This window comes from Streptomyces humi (genome assembly GCF_001005085.2).
Classification (GTDB): Bacteria; Actinomycetota; Actinomycetes; order Streptomycetales; family Streptomycetaceae; genus Streptomyces; species Streptomyces humi.
The window spans coordinates 94,934-113,973 of the sequence record NZ_LBMU02000039.1 but is presented as its reverse complement, the minus strand read 5'-3'; the positions used below and the strand labels follow the sequence as shown (position 1 = coordinate 113,973).

Sequence of the window (19,040 nt, the reverse complement as noted above, 5' to 3'; positions counted from 1 at the left end):
CTCCGTATGACAGCTGGCGGTGGGCGTCCTTGCCCTGGGTGCCCTGGGGTGCGGACGTACAAATGATCGATCTCTTGGTATCAAGAGATCCACCGGTCAGGCTATCGCGCATCACGGATGCCGGGCGTGGAGGGGTCGGTGTGGCTCACCCCACACACACCCCGGGAGGTGCCGCCGCCACGAAAAGAGGCGGCCGCCTGTCCGGGAGAGGGTGGGACAGGCCGGCCGCCGCTCGGGGGTGCCGTCGACCGGACTCCCGTGGGGGTTACGGTTCGCGTGCCCGGGAATCGGCGCGGCATTCCCGGAGCCCCCGGGTTTTCTACGACGTGCAGCCGGCCGGCCCGGACGCCAGCGTCGCGCAGGCCTTCGCCGCCGCCGCGTCCTTCACCGCCACCATCGGCGTGTACGCGATGGTGTCGCCGGTGGCCGTGATGTCGCCGCGTTCCGTGACCGTTCCGGCGGTGACCCGGACCGAGTCGCCCCGGGCGGCGCCGGTGATACGGCCCCAGGCGGCGCCGCAGGTCCTGCTGTAGCGGACCTCCAGGGTGACCGCGCCGACCGCGGCGGTCTTCGCGGTGGTCACGAGGTCACCGCTGCACCCCATGGCCTCCGCGTCCTTGCCGGTGCAGCCCGCGCCCGCGCACTTCACCCCGGCCGGCAGGCCGGTGCCGGCGGTCGCCGACGGGGTGGCGGAGGTCCCCGTGCCCTGGTTCCTCTTCCCGTGGTCGCCGTCGCCGGTGAGGAAGAGGACGCCGGCGACGATCACGGCAACCCCGACGACTCCCGCGAGGAACATCGTCAGCCGCCGGCGTCTGTCACCTCCCGGAGGCATCGGCTCCCGGGGTACGGCCGGCCCCCGGCCGCCCGCTCCCCCGCGGTCCCGCCGGTCTGCGTCGGGGGCGGCCGGCTGGGGCGGGATGGTGGGCGAGACCCCCGCGGGTCCGGCGATCCCCGGTGTCGCGACGGAGGCGGCCGCCCGCCGCGGCGGCTTGCCCCCGGCGCCGGTCGCGGAGGTGGCCGGCGGCGCCCCGAACTCGCCCAGCGCGGCCCGCGCCCGGGAGATCCGGATCGCCTCCATGGTCATGTCGTGGCGCATCTCCGAACGGCTCCAGGCCCGCTCGGCCAGTTCCCACATGGTGGTGAGGTGGACGGGATCGGTGCCGGTGACCTCGGCGAGCGCGACGATCGCGCCCTTGGGCGCCAGCAGCCGGCCGCCCAGGTACCGCTCCCAGGACGTCCTGCTGTAGCCCGTACGGTCGGACAGTGCCGCGACGCTCAGTCCGCCGCGGTCCACGAGCCGCCGCAGCTGGGTCGTGAACTCCTTCACCTGCGGATCGAGTTCATCCGGCAGGGCCTTCCAACGAGGCATTGCTCCCCCTCTTCCCCCGGTCGTACCCCGGTCCTCTTCGCCCCGGTCGTACCCCGGTCCTCTTCGCCCCGGTCGTCCCCCGGTTCTGCCTACCCACCGGACCGCGGCGGCCCCGGAACCCGGTCCCCGGGCAGGGGGGCGCACCGAAGCACCGACCCGCGTACGGTTCAACGGCCCCTCGGACCACCCCGGTTGGACACGTTAGCCGGGTCGCGCGGTGGCACGGTGATCCGCCCGCCCGTTTGTCAACACATCGACACACCGGTCATCCCGTCGTGACCTCCCAGGTCACAGCGGTCCCGGTTCACCCGAGAACCACGACCGCGACGACCGCCCCGAGGAGCAGCACGAGCAGCAGCAGGATCGCGTAGAGCAGCAGCCGCCCGTGCGGGCGCGGGGCCGGTTCCGGCTCCGGCCGGTCCCACCAGGGGAGCGTCGGGTCGTCCTCGTACTCCTCGGTGCCCGGCGGGCGGTCCGGGGCGGTCGCCGGGCGCGGCCAGGCCTGGACGGCCAGTTCCCAGCGCACGGCGTGCCGTTCGGCGTCCGCGCCGGCCAGGCCCGCGACCCGGCACAGCGCGACCACGGCCTGCCGCGGCGGCGGCTGCACGGCGTTGAGGTAGCGCTGCCAGGAGGACTTGCTGTAAGCGGTCCGGGCGCCCAGCGCCACCAGGCTGAGCCCGGTGTCGTCCTTGAGGAGCCGCAGTTGCTCGACGAAGTGCCGCACCTCCGGCGGGAGCCCCTGGGGCAGCGGCTGCCAGCCGCCCATCACGCACCTCCACGGCTTGCCTCGTTGCCAGTTCGTTGCCGGTTCAGAGCGGGTGACGACGTGCGGCGCCCCGACGGTTCCCGCAGGTTGTCGTGGTGCGGACGGCCCGTAACGGCCCGTACCGGAACCGTCACCTCTGTGCCACAGCCGGCGGACCGGCGTTGAACAGCCGCCCCGCGGTGGGAAGGCTGGATCCCGACGGCGGTCCGTCCTGCTCGGGGGAGGGGACGGGCCGCCCACGACCTCAGCCTCCCCGACGGCCGGGCTTCACCAGTCCCGTCTCGTACGCCACCACCACCGCCTGCGCCCGGCTGCCCAGGTCGAGTTTGGTCATGGTCCGGTTCAGGTGGGTCTTCACGGTCGCCTCGCTGATGTAGAGACGGTCGGCGATCTCCAGGTTGGACAGGCCGCGCGCGGTGAGTTCGAGGACCTCGACCTCGCGGGTGGTCAGCACCTCCAGGTCGGGCGGCGGACCGGTGCCCGGGTCGGGGCCGCGCTGCCGGGCGAACGCCTCGACCAGGCGCCGGGTGACGCTGGGTGCGAACAGGGCGTCCCCGCCCTCCACCGCGGTGACGGCGGCCAGCAGCCGTTCCGGGCCGGAGTCCTTGAGGAGGAACCCCGAAGCGCCGGCCCGCAGGGCGCCGTACACGTACTCGTCGAGGTCGAAGGTGGTGAGGACGAGGACGCGCGGTGCGGGTGCCGTCGCCTGCGCGAGAATCCGCTCGGTGGCCTCGATGCCGTTCAGACCCGGCATCCTGATGTCCATGAGGACGACGTCGGGCCGGGTCTCGGCGGCCAGCCGCACCGCCTCCGCGCCGTCCCCGGCCTCGCCGGCCACCTCGAACCCGGGGGCCGCCTCCAGCAGCCCCACCAGACCCGCGCGGATGAGGAACTGGTCGTCGACCACGAGCACTCTGGTCATCCGGTACGGTCGTCCCCCCGCCGTGCGAGTGCGGCCGAGGTGGGCAGGGTCAGCTCGACCGCGAAGCCGCCCTCGGAGCGTGGGCCGACACTGATCGTCCCGCCGTAGAGCTTGGCCCGCTCGCGCATGCCAATCAAGCCGTGGCCTGCGCTCGTTCGCACTCTGTCCGGATTCACCCCCTCCCCGTCGTCGAGGACGGACACGGTCAGTTCGTGCGGCCCGTACCGCAGCAGCACGCGCGCCTGGGCGTGACCGGCGTGTTTGAGGACGTTGGTGAGCGCCTCCTGGACGACGCGGTAGGCGCACAGTTCGACGCCGGGCGGCAGCGGGCGGGGCTCGCCCTCGACGGCGTACGCGACGGACAGCCCGCCGCCGCGCACCCGTTCGACGAGGTCGGCCAGCCGCTCCAGGGTCGGCATCGGAGCCCGCTCGGCGGCCCGCGGGTCCTCCTCGCGCAGCACCTGGAGCATGCGCCGCAGCTCCTCCAGGGCCTCCCCGCTGGTGTCGGCGATGGTGCCGAGGGCGCCCCGCGCCTTGCCAGGGTCCGACTCGAAGACGAACCTGGCCAGCCCGGCCTGTACCGAGATCACCGACATGTGGTGGGCGACGACGTCGTGCAACTCCCGTGCTATCCGCCCGCGTTCCTCCGCCACCGCGCGCCGCGCCCGCTCGGCCTGCTCGGCCCGCAGTCGCCGGGAGAGTTCACCGGAGCGCTGGGCGAGGTGCCCGAACCAGACCAGCACCGTGCAGTACAGCAGTGCCTGGAGCACGACGGAGGGCATCGAGGAGTGCGCGCTGACGAGCCCGCCGTACAGCCACGTCCCCGCCATGCACACGGCGCAGCCGACGGCGATCCGGACCGGCCGCACCGACGCGACCGTGTACAGCGCCAGCATGGAGCCGAAGCTGCACACCACGGGCCAGTAGCCGAAGCTGACGTAGACGATCGACGCGCTCTGCACGACGGCGAACACCTGGAGCGGCCACCGTCCGCGCAGCGCGGTGGGCAGATGCGCGAGGGCCACCAGCGTGTAGGCCCGCGCGTCCAGCGCCGGCCAGCCCTGCGCGGGCGACTCGCGCCCCAGCGACACGGCCGTCGCGACCGTCATGCACGCGATCAGCGTGTCGACGGCGAGCGGGGGCGGGGTGCGCGGGCGCATCGGCGCAGCGTAACGCGGGGCTCGAAGCGGCCGAGTCAATCACCCGACGTACCGCGGAAGTTGTAGACGGTTCAATCGGGCGTGGGATTCGCCGGACCCGCCGGATCCCTACCTTCGAACCCGGGGGGAAGCAGGCCCGCACCCACCGGGGGAGGTGCGGGCCTTTCCACAGCCGGGTCTGCGGGAGGAACCGCGCGACCAGCCACAGCGCACCAGCGGCGACGGCGAATCCCTAGTTCTTCATGGTGAAGTGCAGGGTGTCCTTCAGGAACGGGATCACCAGCCACGGCTTCGGCTGTGCCATCAGCGCCAGCAGCACGATCACGAGCCCCAGCACCCCGTACGTCACGATGTCCGTGAACCGCGACCGCACGGCCAGCATGCCGACGCTCGGCAGCACCCACCGCATCACGCCCCCGGCCAGCAGCGCCGCCCCGACCAGCAGCGCCCCCACCCGGAACTGGTCCAGCGAGGTCAGCAGCAACCCCACGGCGACGGTCGAGAGCACGACCAGCATCGGCCACTGCCGGGCCGGCGCCGGCAGATCCCCGGACGCCGCCCGGCCGCCCCCTTCCGGACGTGCCGTGTCCCGGGTGAACAACGGGAAGCGCCGCGTCGTACGGCGCCCCCCGTCGGTCTCACTCGCCCGCACCGACACCGCGCTCCGCCGCCTCGACCACGTTGACCAGCAGCTGCGCCCGGGTCATCGGACCGACACCGCCGGGGTTCGGGGAGATCCAGCCGGCCACCTCGGCCACGCCCGGGTGGACGTCACCGACGATCTTGCCGTCCGCGTTGCGGGAGACGCCGACGTCGAGGACGGCGGCGCCCGGCTTGACGTCCTCGGGGCGGATCAGGTGCGGGGAGCCTGCCGCGGCCACGATGATGTCGGCGCGGCGCAGGTGCGCGGCGAGGTCCCGGGTGCCGGTGTGGCACTGGGTGACCGTCGCGTTCTCGCTGCGCCGGGTGAGCAGCAGCGGCATCGGGCGTCCGATGGTCACACCGCGGCCGACGACCACGACCTCGGCACCCTTGATCTCGACGCCGTGGCGGCGCAGCAGGGTCAGCACGCCGTTCGGGGTGCAGGGCAGCGGCGCGGGCTCGCCGAGCACCAGCCGCCCGAGGTTCATCGGGTGCAGGCCGTCCGCGTCCTTCTCCGGGTCCATCAGCTCCAGGATGCGGTTCTCGTCGATGCCCCTGGGCAGCGGCAGCTGGACGATGTAGCCGGTGCAGGCGGGGTCCTCGTTGAGCTCGCGGACGACCGCCTCGATCTCCTCCTGGGTCGCGGTGGCCGGAAGTTCACGCTGGATGGAGGCGAGGCCGACCTGCGCGCAGTCGCGGTGCTTGCCGGCGACGTACTTCTGGCTGCCGGGGTCGTCCCCGACGAGGATCGTGCCGAGGCCGGGCGTGACGCCCTTCTCCTTCAGAGCCGCCACGCGGGCGGTCAGATCGGACTTGATCGCGGCTGCGGTGGCCTTGCCATCGAGAATCTGGGCGGTCATGACTCCATCCTCGCGGATGCCGGGCTCCTGGTTCCAGTCGGGTGTGCGGTCATGATCGATGATGTTGCACTTGCACAACACCTCGCGAATCGGACTGGACAACACCTCCGCCGTACTTGACGATGAACGGCGCAGTATCGCGGTCCGGTTGGGGGGCAAACCGCTCAGATCATGACGTACCTCCGTCCTTGTCCGCGCGTCCCCGCAGGTCCAACGGAGGAAGACCGCCATGAGTTTCGGCTCGCCCAACAACCCCTATGGTCAGCCGCAGAACCCCCAGCAGGGTCAGCCCGGCTACGGCTACCCGCAGCAGGGCCAGCCCGGCTACCAGCAGGCCCCGCAGGGCGTGCCGCCGCAGCAGGGCTACGGCTACCCCCAGCAGCCCGGCTACCCGCAGCAGGGCGGCTACGGCTACCCGCAGCAGGGTTACGGCGCGACGCCGCCGTACGCGAACTGGGGCCAGCGGTTCCTGGGCACGCTGGTCGACGGCCTGGTCTTCCTCGTGCCGTACATCCTGGTGCTCTTCAGCAGCAAGGCGGCGGTGCTGGGCATCATCGGCGGGCTCGCGCTCATCGGTATCGCGATCTGGCAGCTGATCCAGGAGGGCCGCACCGGCCAGACGATCGGCAAGAAGGCGCTGGGCATCCGCCTGGTCAAGGAGGCCACCGGCCAGCCGATCGGCGTCGGCATGGCGTTCGTGCGCCGCATCGCGCACATCCTGGACAGCCTCGCCTGCTACCTGGGCTGGCTGTGGCCGGCGTGGGACTCCAAGCGCCAGACGTTCGCCGACAAGGTCTGCGGCACGATCGTGATCCGCAGCAACTGAGCGGTCGCACGCACTTCGAGGGCCGTGTCCCCCCGCGGGGGGACACGGCCCTGGTGTTTTCGGCCGCGTGCCGGTGGCCGCGCGCCGGCGGCTCAGTGGAAGAAGTGCCGCGTCCCCGTGAAGTACATGGTCACGCCGGCCTTCCGGGCGGCCTCGACGACCAGTTCGTCACGGACCGAACCGCCCGGCTGCACCACGGCCTTGACCCCGGCCGCGGTGAGGATCTCCAGGCCGTCCGGGAAGGGGAAGAACGCGTCGGAGGCGGCGTACGAGCCCCGCGCCCGCTCCTCGCCGGCCCGCTCGACCGCGAGCTTCGCGGAGTCGACGCGGTTGACCTGGCCCATGCCGACGCCGACCGACGCGCCGTCCTTGGCGAGCAGGATGGCGTTGGACTTCACCGCGCGGCAGGCCTTCCAGGCGAACGCGAGTTCCGCCAGCTCGGCCGGGCTCAGCGCCTCGCCGGTCGCGAGGGTCCAGTTGGCCGGGTCGTCGCCGTCGGCCTGGAGGCGGTCGGTGACCTGGAGCAGGACACCGCCGTCGACGGGCTTGACCTCGACCGGGTTGCCGGGGGCGCCCGGCGCCTTCAGGACCCGGATGTTCTTCTTCTTGGCCAGGGCCTCCAGCGCGCCGTCCTCGTAGTCGGGCGCGACGATGACCTCGGTGAAGATCTCGGCGACCTGCTCCGCCATCTCCCGGCTCACCGGCCGGTTGACGGCGATGACCCCGCCGAACGCGGACAGCGGGTCGCAGGCGTGGGCCTTGCGGTGCGCCTCGGCGACGTCCGCGCCGACCGCGATACCGCAGGGGTTGGCGTGCTTGATGATCGCGACGCACGGCTCGTCGTGGTCGTACGCGGCACGGCGCGCGGCGTCCGTGTCCGTGTAGTTGTTGTACGACATCTCCTTGCCGTGCAGTTGCTCGGCCCTGGCGAGGCCGGCGCCGCTGCCGTCGACGTAGAGGGCGGCGGGCTGGTGCGGGTTCTCGCCGTAGCGCAGGGTGTTCTCGCGCTCCCAGGTGGCGCCCAGGAAGTCCGGGAACCGCGACTCGTCGACCGGGGCGTACTCCGAGGCGAACCAGGAGGCCACCGCCACGTCGTAGGACGCCGTGTGCTGGAAGGCCTCGGCGGCGAGCCGCTTGCGGGTGGCGAGGTCGAAGCCGCCCCCGGCGACGGCGGCGAGGACGTCGGCGTACCGCTGCGGGCTGGTGACGACGGCGACCGACGGGTGGTTCTTGGCGGCGGCACGGACCATCGAGGGGCCGCCGATGTCGATCTGCTCGACGCACTCGTCCTCGCTCGCACCCGAGGCGACGGTCTCGCGGAACGGGTAGAGGTTGACGACGACGAGGTCGAACGGCTCGACACCGAGCTCTTCGAGCTGCTTGCGGTGGCTGTCCAGGCGCAGGTCGGCGAGGATGCCGGCGTGCACCCTGGGGTGCAGGGTCTTGACCCGGCCGTCCAGGCACTCCGGGAAGCCGGTGAGCTCCTCGACCTTGGTGACGGGGACGCCGGCGGCGGCGATACGGGAGGCGGTGGAGCCGGTGGAGACGAGCGCGACACCGGCCTCGTGCAGTCCACGGGCGAGCTCTTCGAGCCCGGTCTTGTCATAGACGCTGACGAGCGCGCGACGGATGGCCCGCTTGCCGCTCTCGGCCGTGACAGTGCTCTCGGCGGTCACTGGATAACTACCTTTCGTCCCTCAATGCGATGGCCGTTGCGGGCGATCCGCCCCACGACCTCGACGAGCAGCCTTCGCTCGACGTCCTTGATGCGCTCGTGCAGAGCGCTCTCGTCGTCCTCGTCCCGGACCTCCACCACGCCCTGAGCGATGATCGGTCCGGTGTCGACGCCGTCGTCGACGAAGTGGACGGTGCAGCCGGTGACCTTGGCGCCGTACGCGAGCGCGTCGCGTACGCCGTGGGCCCCCGGGAAGCTGGGGAGCAGGGCGGGGTGGGTGTTGACGGTCCGCCCCCCGAACCGCGCCAGGAACTCCTTGCCGACGATCTTCATGAACCCGGCGGAGACGACGAGGTCGGGCCGGTGGGCGGCGACGGCCTCGGCCAGCGCCCGGTCCCACTCCTCCCGGGTCCCGAAGTCCTTCACCCTGGTCACGAAGGTCGGGATCCCGGCGCGCTCGGCGCGCGCGAGGCCCTCGACGCCGTCGCGGTCGGCGCCCACGGCGACGACCTCGGCGCCGTAGGCCTCGGCACCGCTCTCGGCGATCGCGTCGAGCAGCGCCTGGAGGTTGGTGCCGGATCCGGAGACCAGCACGACGAGGCGCTTGGCCACGGGCTTGGCGGCCACGGCGGGGCCCTTTCTCGGGGGAGCGTCGGTACGGCGGCCGGCCTCGTGCCGAGCTTGTACTCGCGGTGCTTGTACATTCGTACGAGTGCTTCACGCCCCGGGATACGGGGAAGTCTACGAAGCGGCCGACCGTCAGCAACGATACCGGCACACCGGACGGCCCCCACGGGACGGGGGCGTGGCCGGAAGGTAGCGTCTGGGGGGTACCGCGGCGGGAACGCGTCCGGGGCGCGACGCGTTCACTAGATGGCCGGGTGTCGATCCGCCGTATTGCTCAGCCGTACCGATCAGCCGTGATCATCAGCCGTACTCACCAGCAGTAGTCGATCTAGGGGAAGACGCTCAGTTGATGCCGGACCGCAGCCTGGGACTCCGTATGCTCCCCCCGCAGTCGGTACAGGACGGGGCGCGCTCCGCCGTGCTGTTGCGGGAGCGGCCGGCCTCGCCGCCGGACGCGCCCTCGGACCGGCCGAAGGGCCCCCAGCAGGACGACAACCCCTTCGCCCCGCCGCCGGAGGGCACTCCGGACTCGCCGTGGCGGCCGCGCCGCCCCGCCGGCGAGGGTGACGGCGACCACGACGGTGGCCAGGGGTCGCCGTGGGGCAGCCAGTGGAGCGACCGCCAGCCCGGGCGGCAGTCCGGCGGTTTCGGTGAGCGCCGGCCCGAGGGCGGCGGTCCCAACGGGGGCGGCCAGGGCGGTGGCCCCGGTGGTCCCGGCATGCGCTGGGACCCCACGGACCCGGTCCAGCGGCGCGCCCGCTACGCCCTGCTGAGCGGCATGTGGGCCTTCTTCTTCGTGCTCTTCGGCTGGCCGTACGTGGCGCTGCTGCTGGGGGCGCCGGCGGTCTACTGGGGTGTCAGCGCACTGCGCGCGAAGCCGGCCGGGGGCGAGGAGGCCGCCACCGGACGGCCCCAGACGACGGCGGCGATCAGCGGGCTGGTCACGGCCTCCCTGGCGCTGGCCCTGGTGGCCACGAACTTCACCGTCCAGATGGTCTACCGCGACTACTACACCTGCGCCGCGGACGCCCTGACCAACGAGGCCAGACAGTCCTGCGACCACCTCCTCCCCAAGAACCTCCGCCCCTTCCTGACCACCACAAACAGCTGACCCCGCCCGAGGCAGCGAGTTCTCCGGGCGGCGGCCGTGCGCCCTGGCTGTTCCCGAAGGGCTGTGCGGACGTCTGGCCCCGACCGAGGCGGCGGGTTCTCCGGCCCGCCCGCCCCCGAGGGCTGCGCGGCCGCCCGGACCGGACGGCGAGTTCTTCGATCTGGCTGTTCCCGAGGGGCTGTGCGGACGTCTGACCCGACCGAGGCGGCGGGTTCTCCGGCCCGCCCGCCCCTGAGGGCTGCGCGACCGCCCGGACCGGACGGCGAGTTCTTCGATCTGGCTGTTCCCGAGGGGCTGTGCGGACGTCTGGCCCCGGCGCGGGGGGCGGCTTCTTCGCCTCTCACTGCTGAGCTGCGCGGGCGGCCGACCTCGGCACCGGGTGGCCGTGGCTTGCTCGCGCGCCCGGTGTTCCGGTCCGCTCTCGACGCCGCCCACCCCCGTCGGCCCCGCGGCCGGTGCTCAGTCGGTCGGGGTGGGTGGGGCCGCCGGGGGTGGGTGGAGGGGGTGCAAGGGGGGTGTGCCGTCGTCGGTGGGGAGCAGGTCGTAGGCGTCTTCCTCGTCCGGTGGGGGGATCAGCGCCGGTGCCGCGGGCGAGGGCGCTGCCGCGGGTGCGGACGCGGGTGATGTCGCCGGAGTCGGCTGGGCCGGTTCCGGTCTCGGGGTGCGGACGCGCCACGCCCTGAGCGCCAGGGCCACCGGGACGCCCACCGCGAGGAGCCAGGCCCAGGTCGCCGTGCCCGTCTGCCACCACAGGGGGCCGAAGCGGCGGAGCGCGGCGACGCCCAGCGGGCCGCCGGACAGCTCGGCCAGCGTCGCCTGGAGCAGGCCGCACAGCAGCGCCGCCAGCGTCACCACGCCCGCCGTACGCCCGGCCGACCACCCTCGCCGCACCGCCCGGCCCACGACGAACCACGCCACCGTCACCCCGGCCGCCACCGGCACCACCCCGGCCGGCCAGTCGGCCGGCGTGCCCGGACCGGCCTGCGGTACCGCCGCCAGCAGCGGAAAGGGCGGCAGGAGCGGCGCCGGATCCGAGGCCAGCGGATTCACCACATGCCCGGCGCCGAGCGCGAAGCCGGGGCCGACGGCGTACGACGCCGACCACACCGCCGCGTTGGGGACGAGACAGACGCAGAGCAGCAGGACCGCGAACCGTCCCGTCCACCCCTCCGTGAGCTGAAGGAACGACGCTCGCGCCACGTCTCCGTGCCCCACCAGCGACACCGCGAGCAGCAGGGTGCCGCCGCCGAGGAACACCGCCGTCCCGGCGAAGGACGCGCGGGCGGCCGTACCCCACCGCACCCTGGTGTCCCGCCCGAGCAGCAGCCGTCGTACCCGACCCGGCAGCAGGCCCGCCAGGGCCAGCAGCGGCTCGCGCGGACGGCCGTACGCCGTCCACACCCCGCCGCCCGCCGCGGCCGCCACGAGCAGTGGCAGACACACCGTCACCCAGCCCCACTGGGGCCGTAGTTCACCACCGGACGCGTACAGCGCGGCGCCGCCGCCGACACCCAGGTATCCGGCGACGACCCCGGTCCACGCGGTGGGGGCGTGGACCGGCGGCGGTGCGTCCGCCCCGTCACCGTCCGCCGCGTCCATCGTGTCCGGCGCGTCCACGGCGTCCCGCGCACCCCGGTACACCAGCAGCGCCGGCACCACCGCCAGCAGCAGCGGCGTGATCCCGACCGGCGCCGGCACCCCGGAGAGGGTGTCGGTGCGGACCAGTTCCACGCCGTGGGCGAGCAGCCACAGAGCCGCCGCGACGTGCAGCGCGCCGCCCGGACCGCTGTCGGGATACGGCGAGCTGACCCACAGCGCGATCGCCAGGACCGCGAAGGCGCCGAGCCCGAGCCCGGCCGCGAGCGCACCGGCCGCCAGGCTCGCGGCGAACCCGGGGGAACGGTCGCGCACCCGGTCGCGCACCGGGCTGAGCAACAGCGACAACGACGGTCGGCGGGCGGTCATCCGAATCACGCTCGCCATGCTCCCAACGACACGCGCCTTTCCGTCGTAACAGGCGAACCACCGAAGTGTCGCTCAATATACGTTTATGTGTTTTTTCGTAGGAAGGTAGGAAAATAAGCATGGCGACGCAGTCCTCTGCCCCCACCGACGAGGCGGCACCGTCCCCGGCCCTGACGCCCACTCAGGCCTTCGACGCGCTCTACGCGTTCTGCGCCCCGGCCCTGGTACGGCAGACCTTCCTGCTCACCGGGCGCCGGGAGCTGGCGCGGGAGGCCGTCGAGCGGGCCTTCCAACTCGCCTGGCAGAACTGGCCGCAGGTGGCCCGCGACCGGGACCCGGCCGGCTGGGTGCGGGCGGTGGCACACGAGTGCGCGCTCTCCCCCTGGCACCGCTTCCGGCTGCGCCACCGCCACCCCGAACCCCCGCCGGCCGACGCGGCGGACCGCGCTCTGCTGGACGCGCTGCTGCAACTGCCGCCGACGTACCGCCGCACGCTGCTGCTGTACGACGGCGTCGGGCTCGACCTGCCGGAGACGGCGGCGGAGACGGAGGCGAGCACACCGGCGGCGGCCGGACGGCTGACCCGGGCGCGGCGGCTGGTCGCCGACCGGGTGCCGGAACTCGCCGACCCGGCCGCACTGCACCGCCGGCTGGCCGAACTGGCCTCGACGGAGCGGTTGCAGGCGGCCCAGCCGCCCACCGTGCGGACGTACGCCGAACAGCGGACCCGTTTCTGGACCCGGTCCGCGCTCGCCTTCACGGCGACGATCGTCGCGGCGACCACCCTCACGTTGCGGACGGCACCGACCCACTACGAGGCACCGATCGGCCCGGCCCAGGCGATCAGCGGGGTGCCGGCGGAGGTGGGGCTGGGGCCGTTGTCGGCGGGCGAGCGGGCGTTGCGGCTGAAGCTCCAGAGGCTCGTCGACAACGGCCCGGAGAGGCTGGTGCCGGTGGCGAGGTAGTGCGGTCGGCGAGGTAGTGCGGTCGGCGAGGTAGTGCGGTCGGGTGCGGCTGGGCGGGGGCTGGCCGCGCAGTTCCCCGCGCCCCTTACGGGGCGCTGTCCAGCCGCGTCCTCATCCAGCCGTGGGCGTCGCCACTTGTCAGCCGGGGGCAGTCGTGCCGCTTGGGCCGCACGGGTGGGCGCTGGGGGTCTCCCCGGCCGAAGGCTGGGGGAGGCACCCGGCAAGCGCCGGCGAGCAATACGTCGGTAGGCCCCACCCCCACCCGGGGAGGGGCCTACCGACGTTCAGTCGACCGGCGTCGAGAACGACGCTCAGCCGGCGAGGATCTCGCGCGCCAGCTTCGCGGTCTCGGTCGGGGTCTTGCCGACCTTGACGCCCGCGGCCTCCAGGGCCTCCTTCTTCGCCTGGGCGGTGCCCGACGAACCGGAGACGATGGCGCCGGCGTGGCCCATGGTCTTGCCCTCGGGGGCGGTGAAGCCCGCGACGTAACCGACGACCGGCTTGGTCACGTTCTTCGCGATGAAGTCCGCGGCCCGCTCCTCGGCGTCGCCACCGATCTCACCGATCATGACGATCAGGTCGGTGTCGGGGTCGGCCTCGAACGCGGCGAGCGCGTCGATGTGCGTGGTGCCGATGATCGGGTCGCCACCGATGCCGACGGCGGTCGAGAAGCCGATGTCACGCAGCTCGTACATCATCTGGTACGTCAGCGTGCCGGACTTCGAGACCAGGCCGATACGGCCCGGCTTGGTGATGTCGCCCGGGATGATGCCGACGTTGGACTGGCCGACGGTGATGATGCCGGGGCAGTTCGGGCCGATGATCCGGGTCTTGTTGCCCTTCTTGCCGGCGTACGCCCAGAACGACGCCGAGTCGTGCACGGCGATGCCCTCGGTGATCACGACGGCCAGCGGGATCTCGGCGTCGATGGCCTCGACGACCGCGTCCTTGGTGAACTTCTCCGGCACGAAGATGACGGAGACGTTGGCGCCGGTGGCCTCGATGGCCTCCTTGACGGTACCGAAGACCGGTACCTCGGTGCCGTCGAAGTCGACCTTCTGACCGGCCTTGCGCGGGTTGACGCCGCCCACGACGTTGGTGCCGTCACCCAGCATGAGCTTGGTGTGCTTCATGCCAGTGGCGCCGGTCATGCCCTGGACGATGACCTTGCTGTCCTTGTTGAGCCAGATAGCCATGGTGTGTTGTGTCCTCGTCCTGAGTGCTTACTTGGCGGCGTGGGCCAGCTCGGCGGCCTTGTCGGCCGCGCCGTCCATGGTGTCGACGCGCTGCACCAGCGGGTGGTTCGCGTCGGTGAGGATCTTGCGGCCCAGCTCGGCGTTGTTGCCGTCGAGGCGGACGACGAGCGGCTTGGAGACGTCCTCGCCGCGGTCCTCCAGGAGCTTCAGGGCCTGCACGATGCCGTTGGCGACCTCGTCACAGGCGGTGATGCCGCCGAAGACGTTGACGAAGACCGACTTGACGTCGGGGTCGCCCAGGATGATCTCCAGGCCGTTGGCCATGACCTGGGCGGAGGCGCCGCCACCGATGTCGAGGAAGTTGGCGGGCTTGACGCCACCGTGGTTCTCACCGGCGTACGCGACGACGTCCAGGGTGCTCATGACGAGACCCGCGCCGTTGCCGATGATGCCGACCTCGCCGTCGAGCTTGACGTAGTTGAGGTTCTTCTCCTTGGCGGCGGCCTCCAGCGGGTTGGCCGCGGCCTTGTCGTGGAGCTCCTCCCAGTCCGCGTGGCGGAACTCGGCGTTGTCGTCCAGCGACACCTTGCCGTCGAGGGCGATGACGTCACCGGAGGCGACCTTCGCGAGCGGGTTCACCTCGACGAGGAGGGCGTCCTCCTTGATGAAGGTGTCCCACAGCCTGACCAGGACGTCGGCGACCTTGTCGGCGACCTCGGCCGGGAACTTCGCCGCGGCGACGATCTCCTTGGCCTTGGCCAGGTCCACACCGTCGATCGCGTCGATCGGCGTCTTGGCGACGGCCTCGGGGCGGGTGGCCGCCACCTCCTCGATCTCCATGCCGCCCTCGACGGAGGCGATGGAGAGGAAGGTGCGGTTGGCACGGTCGAGGAGGAAGGAGACGTAGTACTCCTCGAGGATCTCCGGGGCCGTCTCGGCGATCATCACCTTGTGGACCGTGTGGCCCTTGATGTCCATGCCGAGGATGTCCGTCGCACGGGCGACGGCCTCGTCCGCGGAGGCGGCCAGCTTGACGCCACCGGCCTTGCCACGACCACCGACCTTCACCTGCGCCTTGACGACGGACTTGCCGCCCAGCCGCTCGGTGATCTCGCGCGCCGCCTCAGGCGTGTCGATGACTTCACCGGCCAGCACCGGTACATCGTGCTTGGCGAAGAGGTCCCTCGCCTGGTACTCGAACAGGTCCACGCGCTTCCGTCCCTATCAGTGATCTCGCGGTTCGTTGGATGCGTGGGCGTGCCGCGAAGGGCAACGTGACGTCCGCTTGGGTCACAGGGGAAGCGCACACGGTGTCCGAGCGCGCGGCATGTCCGTCTCGCAGGTTATCGCCGCTCGCGGGGGCTCCCTAAATCGAGGGTCACACCTGAGCGGTGATACCTGTCACATGATGCCGGGTATCCAGCGACTTCCTGGCACGGCGTGCCGTCTTGCTGGCGAAGTGCGAGGCCTCACCGGGCCGGGGTTGACCCGGTGAGGCCTCAGACCCCGAGAGCGATCAGCCCTCGGAGCCGGCCTGCTGATCCCCGTCCCCATGGGGATCAGCAGGCCCGGACCGCGGGGACACGGCCGCACGCGCCGACGGCGTTCGGCCGGCCGGCCGTCTCACCCCCGGAGTCATCAGACGGAGCAGGCCGGCTGCCCCGGACCGTGCGCACCCTCGGGCTCGCCGGTCACACCGGTCACGCCGGTCACGCCGACCCCGCTGGTCATGCCCGCCGCGCCCGTCGTGCCCGCGACACCTGTCACACCGTTCGGGCCGGTCGCCGTGGTCGCGGTGGTCGCGGTGGTCGCGGTGGCTGTACCGAACAGGTGGTCGGCGGCGTGCGGGGCGGTGCCGGTGGCGATGGTGTTCGAGAGCATGGCGGCCGCCCGCTTTTGCAGGGCCCGGGCCTGGGCCCTGGCGGCGTCCTGGGCCTTGGCCGTGGCCTGCGCGGCCCGGCCCGCCCGTGCGCCCAGGATGGCCTGGGCGCCGCGGAACCTGGCCGCCCGGACGGCCGCCAGGTCCGTCACGGGGGTCACTGCGTAACGGGCGGGTGCCGTACGGACCTGCCGGCCTGCCGCGGCCGTGCTCCGCACCGCGTCGCGCGGGTCGGACACGGTTCCTTCGCCGGTCGGGCCGGTGGTGGTCACGATGGAGCGGCGGATGTTCTCGTTCATGCGTGCGTCAGTCCTTCGGGGCTCCGGCGCCCTGGGGCGCACGCGGAGCCGGGAGGGCTTCCGGAGGGGCCGGAAGCGCGGCTGGGGACAACGCCGTCCGGAGAAGGTCGGAGGAGGACCCGAGGGGGGAATTCGGAAGGGGGATCCTCAGGAGTCCGGACGGACGGGCAGACCTGTTCCGCCCCCGCGCGACAGGTCTGGGGCGGGGAAGGTGGTCGCCGGTCCTAGCCGGGGAAGACGGGGATGTCCCGGTACCGGTCCCGGGTCCCTGCCGCGTCGACGTGCGCGGCGGCACCGGGCAGCAGCCTCAGCGGCGCCCGGCCGTCCAGGGTGACGGCGTGCGCGTCACCGTGCCTGGCGGCGGAACCGTCCACCGCCGACTTGCCCAGCGCCCCGTCCGGGTCCCCGGTGGGCGCGGGGTGCGAGGGGGCGTGCACGGCACGCGTGCCCCGGTGCGCACGGCTGTGCGCCGCGGCCTCGGCGGTGGGGGCCGTGACGGTGGTCCGCGGCCCGTACGACACGGTCACGGACGCGTCCGTCGTGGCGTGGGGCTTCTCGTGCCCGGCGCTGTGCGGGTCCGACGCCTGTGCCCGGTCACCGCCGGGTGCCGGGGTGACCGGCAGCGGAACCGTCTCGCCCGGTGCCTCGGCCGACCCGGGAAGCTGCACCACCGGCAGGGTGGACGCCGTCTGCGGCAGCGACGGCAGCGCAGGCAGCGTGGACACCACAGGGAGTGTCTGCTGCAACTCCGACACCTGCTGCACCACGCCACCGACCACCTGGGTCACCGTCCCGGTCACGGACTCGACCGTCCCGGTCACGGACTCGACCGTCCCGGTCACGGACTCGACCGTCCCGGTCACGGACTCGACCGTGCCGGTCACGGACCGGGCCGTCCCCGCCACCGTCGCCGTCGCCGTCCGGACGGTCTGGTCGACCACCGGAGCGACGGGCGTTCCGGAAGCCACACGTAGGCGCTTGTGCGGCGCAGGCGGCTCCTCGGGCACTCCCGGTTCCCGGCCCACCGTCGAGGTCACCGCGGTGACCGAGGTCGCCGACGACAGCGACGGTGTGGCCGGTGTCGTCCCCTCGGCCGCCTGCGCCCGGCCCCCGCAGAGGAAGCCCAGCGCGAGCAGTCCGCCCACCAGCAACGCCAGCTGGAGCGCACGCCGTCCCGACGCGGTACGCGACACGCGCACCGCGTCTGCGGACAGTGCTGCTGGCGAGGTCAAGACGGGACGGACCCTCCGTGCGGCGGAGCAAGGAAGCGGAGTGGGAAGACAGGAAGACGGATCGAGGACGCGAATCGAGGGACACGGCGTGCGGGCGTGGAACACGGGGCACGGCGCGTGCGTCGATCCTTGCACGCCCTGCCCACGGTTGCGCAACCCCTGCCTTACCGATGGGTATTCATGTCTGTTTTGTGAGAGAAGTTTGGCCTGATGAGACCGGCTTGGCTTTACGTGACCTCTTCCTGCTGACAGCCCCTTCACAACTGAGCCCCGTTTGTGCCCCTTTCACACCGTGTCGGGCACCGGGACAGGCCGCTTCTCGATCGCCGCAGCCATCACATCGGGGAAGAGGTCGGGTGTGCACGCGAACGCCGGTGCCCCGAGCGCCGCGAGCGCCGCCGCGTGCTCCCTGTCGTACGCGGGCGCCCCCTCGTCCGACAGCGCGAGCAGCGCCACGAACTGCACCCCCGACGCCTTCATCGCCGCGACCCGTTTCAGCATCTCGTCGCGTATCCCGCCCTCGTAGAGGTCGCTGATGAGCACGACGACGGTCTCCGCGGGCCGGGTGATCTGCGACTGGCAGTACGCCAGCGCCCGGTTGATGTCCGTGCCGCCGCCGAGCTGCGTGCCGAACAGCACGTCCACCGGGTCGTCCAGCTGGTCGGTGAGATCGACCACCGCCGTGTCGAAGACGACGAGCCGGGTGTCGATCGACCGCATGGACGCCAGCACCGCCCCGAACACCGAGGCGTACACCACCGACGCGGCCATCGACCCGGACTGGTCGATGCAGAGCACGACTTCCTTCTTCACCGACTGCGACGCCCGCCCGTATCCGACGAGCCGTTCCGGCACCACCGTCCGGTACTCCGGGACGTAGTGCCTGAGGTTGGCCGCGATCGTGCGGTTCCAGTCGATGTCGTGATGGCGTGGCCGGTTGACACGGGCGCTGCGGTCGAGAGCGCCGGTGAGGGTGGCCCGGGTGCGGGTGGCGAGCCGCTTCTCCAGGTCCGCGACGACCTTGCGCACGACAGCCCGTGCCGTCTCCTTCGTCGTCTCCGGCATCGCCTTGTTGAGCGAGAGCAGCGTGCCGACCAGGTGGACGTCGGCCTCCACCGCCTCCAGCATCTCCGGTTCCAGCAGCAGCGACGCCAGCCCCAGCCGGTCGATGGCATCGCGCTGCATGACCTGGACGACGGAGGAGGGGAAGTACGTCCGGATGTCACCGAGCCAGCGCGCCACCGACGGAGCCGACGCCCCGAGCCCCGCGGACCGCTCCCGTCCCGACTGCGGTCTGTCCCCCTTCCCGTAGAGCGCGGCCAGTGTCCCGTCCATGGCCGCGTCCCGCCCCGACAACGCGCACCCGGTCCCGTCGGCGGCCTCACCCCCCAGCACCAGCCGCCACCGCCGCAACCGCTCCCGCCCGGGCTCACCGACTCCGCCCCCGGTGCCGGTCACCGTGCCCGCGCCGGCCGTCCCGCCGGCGCCGGTACCGGCCGTCCCGCCGGTAGAGATCGCCCCGCCGGCCCCGGTCATCGCGCCGGTG

17 protein-coding genes are annotated in these 19,040 nt (G+C 72.6%); 3 read left to right on the top strand and 14 right to left on the bottom strand.

Annotated elements, in window-relative coordinates; all coding sequences use genetic code 11:
- Positions 1 to 319: 319 nt before the first annotated feature.
- The 6 genes from AAW13_RS18350 to AAW13_RS18325 all read right to left on the bottom strand — a co-directional run bounded on the left by AAW13_RS18350 (position 320) and on the right by AAW13_RS18325 (position 5,719).
- Positions 320 to 1,369, bottom strand: a complete 1,050-nt coding sequence (locus tag AAW13_RS18350; RefSeq protein ID WP_046727315.1) for a helix-turn-helix domain-containing protein — start codon at positions 1,367 to 1,369, stop codon at positions 320 to 322.
- Between the two features lie 304 nt (positions 1,370 to 1,673).
- Positions 1,674 to 2,135 carry a helix-turn-helix domain-containing protein gene (locus tag AAW13_RS18345; protein ID WP_046727314.1) on the bottom strand — a complete coding sequence of 154 codons (462 nt, stop codon included), beginning with the start codon at positions 2,133 to 2,135 and terminating at the stop codon, positions 1,674 to 1,676.
- Positions 2,136 to 2,379: 244 nt separating this feature from the next.
- Complete coding sequence (locus tag AAW13_RS18340) at positions 2,380 to 3,057, bottom strand: response regulator transcription factor (protein WP_046727313.1); 678 nt, start codon at positions 3,055 to 3,057, stop codon at positions 2,380 to 2,382.
- The gene (locus tag AAW13_RS18335) at positions 3,054 to 4,217 is read right to left on the bottom strand and encodes a sensor histidine kinase (protein WP_046727312.1); all 1,164 of its coding nucleotides are present in this window, start codon (positions 4,215 to 4,217) and stop codon (positions 3,054 to 3,056) included. Before AAW13_RS18335 ends, AAW13_RS18340 begins: the two co-directional genes overlap by 4 nt.
- A 232-nt stretch (positions 4,218 to 4,449) precedes the next feature.
- A complete protein-coding gene (locus tag AAW13_RS18330) occupies positions 4,450 to 4,869 on the bottom strand; it encodes a DUF3017 domain-containing protein (RefSeq protein ID WP_338059051.1) in 420 nt (139 codons plus the stop codon).
- Positions 4,856 to 5,719, bottom strand: a complete 864-nt coding sequence (locus AAW13_RS18325) for a bifunctional methylenetetrahydrofolate dehydrogenase/methenyltetrahydrofolate cyclohydrolase (protein WP_046727310.1) — start codon at positions 5,717 to 5,719, stop codon at positions 4,856 to 4,858. The genes AAW13_RS18330 and AAW13_RS18325 overlap by 14 nt, the downstream gene beginning before the upstream one ends.
- 229 nt (positions 5,720 to 5,948) lie before the next feature.
- Here AAW13_RS18325 and AAW13_RS18320 point away from each other — a divergent pair, with 229 nt between their 5' ends.
- Positions 5,949 to 6,545: an RDD family protein gene (locus tag AAW13_RS18320; protein WP_046727309.1), complete on the top strand. Its 597-nt coding sequence runs from the start codon at positions 5,949 to 5,951 to the stop codon at positions 6,543 to 6,545.
- A 92-nt stretch (positions 6,546 to 6,637) separates the two neighbouring features.
- Here the strand turns inward: AAW13_RS18320 and purH are convergent, their stop codons facing one another.
- On the bottom strand, positions 6,638 to 8,221 hold the full coding sequence (purH, locus tag AAW13_RS18315; RefSeq protein WP_046727308.1) for a bifunctional phosphoribosylaminoimidazolecarboxamide formyltransferase/IMP cyclohydrolase: 1,584 nt from the start codon (positions 8,219 to 8,221) through the stop codon (positions 6,638 to 6,640).
- A complete protein-coding gene (purN, locus tag AAW13_RS18310; protein ID WP_046727307.1) occupies positions 8,218 to 8,847 on the bottom strand; it encodes a phosphoribosylglycinamide formyltransferase in 630 nt (209 codons plus the stop codon). The genes purH and purN overlap by 4 nt, the downstream gene beginning before the upstream one ends.
- A gap of 349 nt (positions 8,848 to 9,196) precedes the next feature.
- Here purN and AAW13_RS18305 point away from each other — a divergent pair, with 349 nt between their 5' ends.
- Positions 9,197 to 9,958, top strand: coding sequence for a hypothetical protein (locus tag AAW13_RS18305; protein ID WP_046727306.1), 762 nt, complete (start codon positions 9,197 to 9,199; stop codon positions 9,956 to 9,958).
- Positions 9,959 to 10,417: 459 nt separating this feature from the next.
- Here the strand turns inward: AAW13_RS18305 and AAW13_RS18300 are convergent, their stop codons facing one another.
- On the bottom strand, positions 10,418 to 11,941 hold the full coding sequence (locus AAW13_RS18300; RefSeq protein ID WP_143145013.1) for a cell division protein PerM: 1,524 nt from the start codon (positions 11,939 to 11,941) through the stop codon (positions 10,418 to 10,420).
- Positions 11,942 to 12,042: 101 nt separating this feature from the next.
- Here AAW13_RS18300 and AAW13_RS18295 point away from each other — a divergent pair, with 101 nt between their 5' ends.
- Positions 12,043 to 12,888 (top strand): RNA polymerase sigma factor, encoded by an 846-nt coding sequence (locus AAW13_RS18295; protein ID WP_046733151.1) that lies wholly within the window; start codon positions 12,043 to 12,045, stop codon positions 12,886 to 12,888.
- A 311-nt stretch (positions 12,889 to 13,199) separates the two neighbouring features.
- Here the strand turns inward: AAW13_RS18295 and sucD are convergent, their stop codons facing one another.
- The 5 genes from sucD to AAW13_RS18270 form a co-directional block, all read right to left on the bottom strand.
- A complete protein-coding gene (gene sucD / locus AAW13_RS18290; RefSeq protein WP_046733150.1) occupies positions 13,200 to 14,084 on the bottom strand; it encodes a succinate--CoA ligase subunit alpha in 885 nt (294 codons plus the stop codon).
- Between the two features lie 27 nt (positions 14,085 to 14,111).
- The gene (gene sucC, locus AAW13_RS18285) at positions 14,112 to 15,293 is read right to left on the bottom strand and encodes an ADP-forming succinate--CoA ligase subunit beta (RefSeq protein WP_046733149.1); all 1,182 of its coding nucleotides are present in this window, start codon (positions 15,291 to 15,293) and stop codon (positions 14,112 to 14,114) included.
- Positions 15,294 to 15,722: 429 nt separating this feature from the next.
- The gene (locus AAW13_RS18280; protein ID WP_046733148.1) at positions 15,723 to 16,262 is read right to left on the bottom strand and encodes a hypothetical protein; all 540 of its coding nucleotides are present in this window, start codon (positions 16,260 to 16,262) and stop codon (positions 15,723 to 15,725) included.
- A 224-nt stretch (positions 16,263 to 16,486) separates the two neighbouring features.
- Positions 16,487 to 17,455: a hypothetical protein gene (locus AAW13_RS18275; protein ID WP_052768716.1), complete on the bottom strand. Its 969-nt coding sequence runs from the start codon at positions 17,453 to 17,455 to the stop codon at positions 16,487 to 16,489.
- A gap of 324 nt (positions 17,456 to 17,779) precedes the next feature.
- A complete protein-coding gene (locus AAW13_RS18270) occupies positions 17,780 to 19,030 on the bottom strand; it encodes a VWA domain-containing protein (protein ID WP_420855475.1) in 1,251 nt (416 codons plus the stop codon).
- Positions 19,031 to 19,040 lie beyond the last annotated feature (10 nt).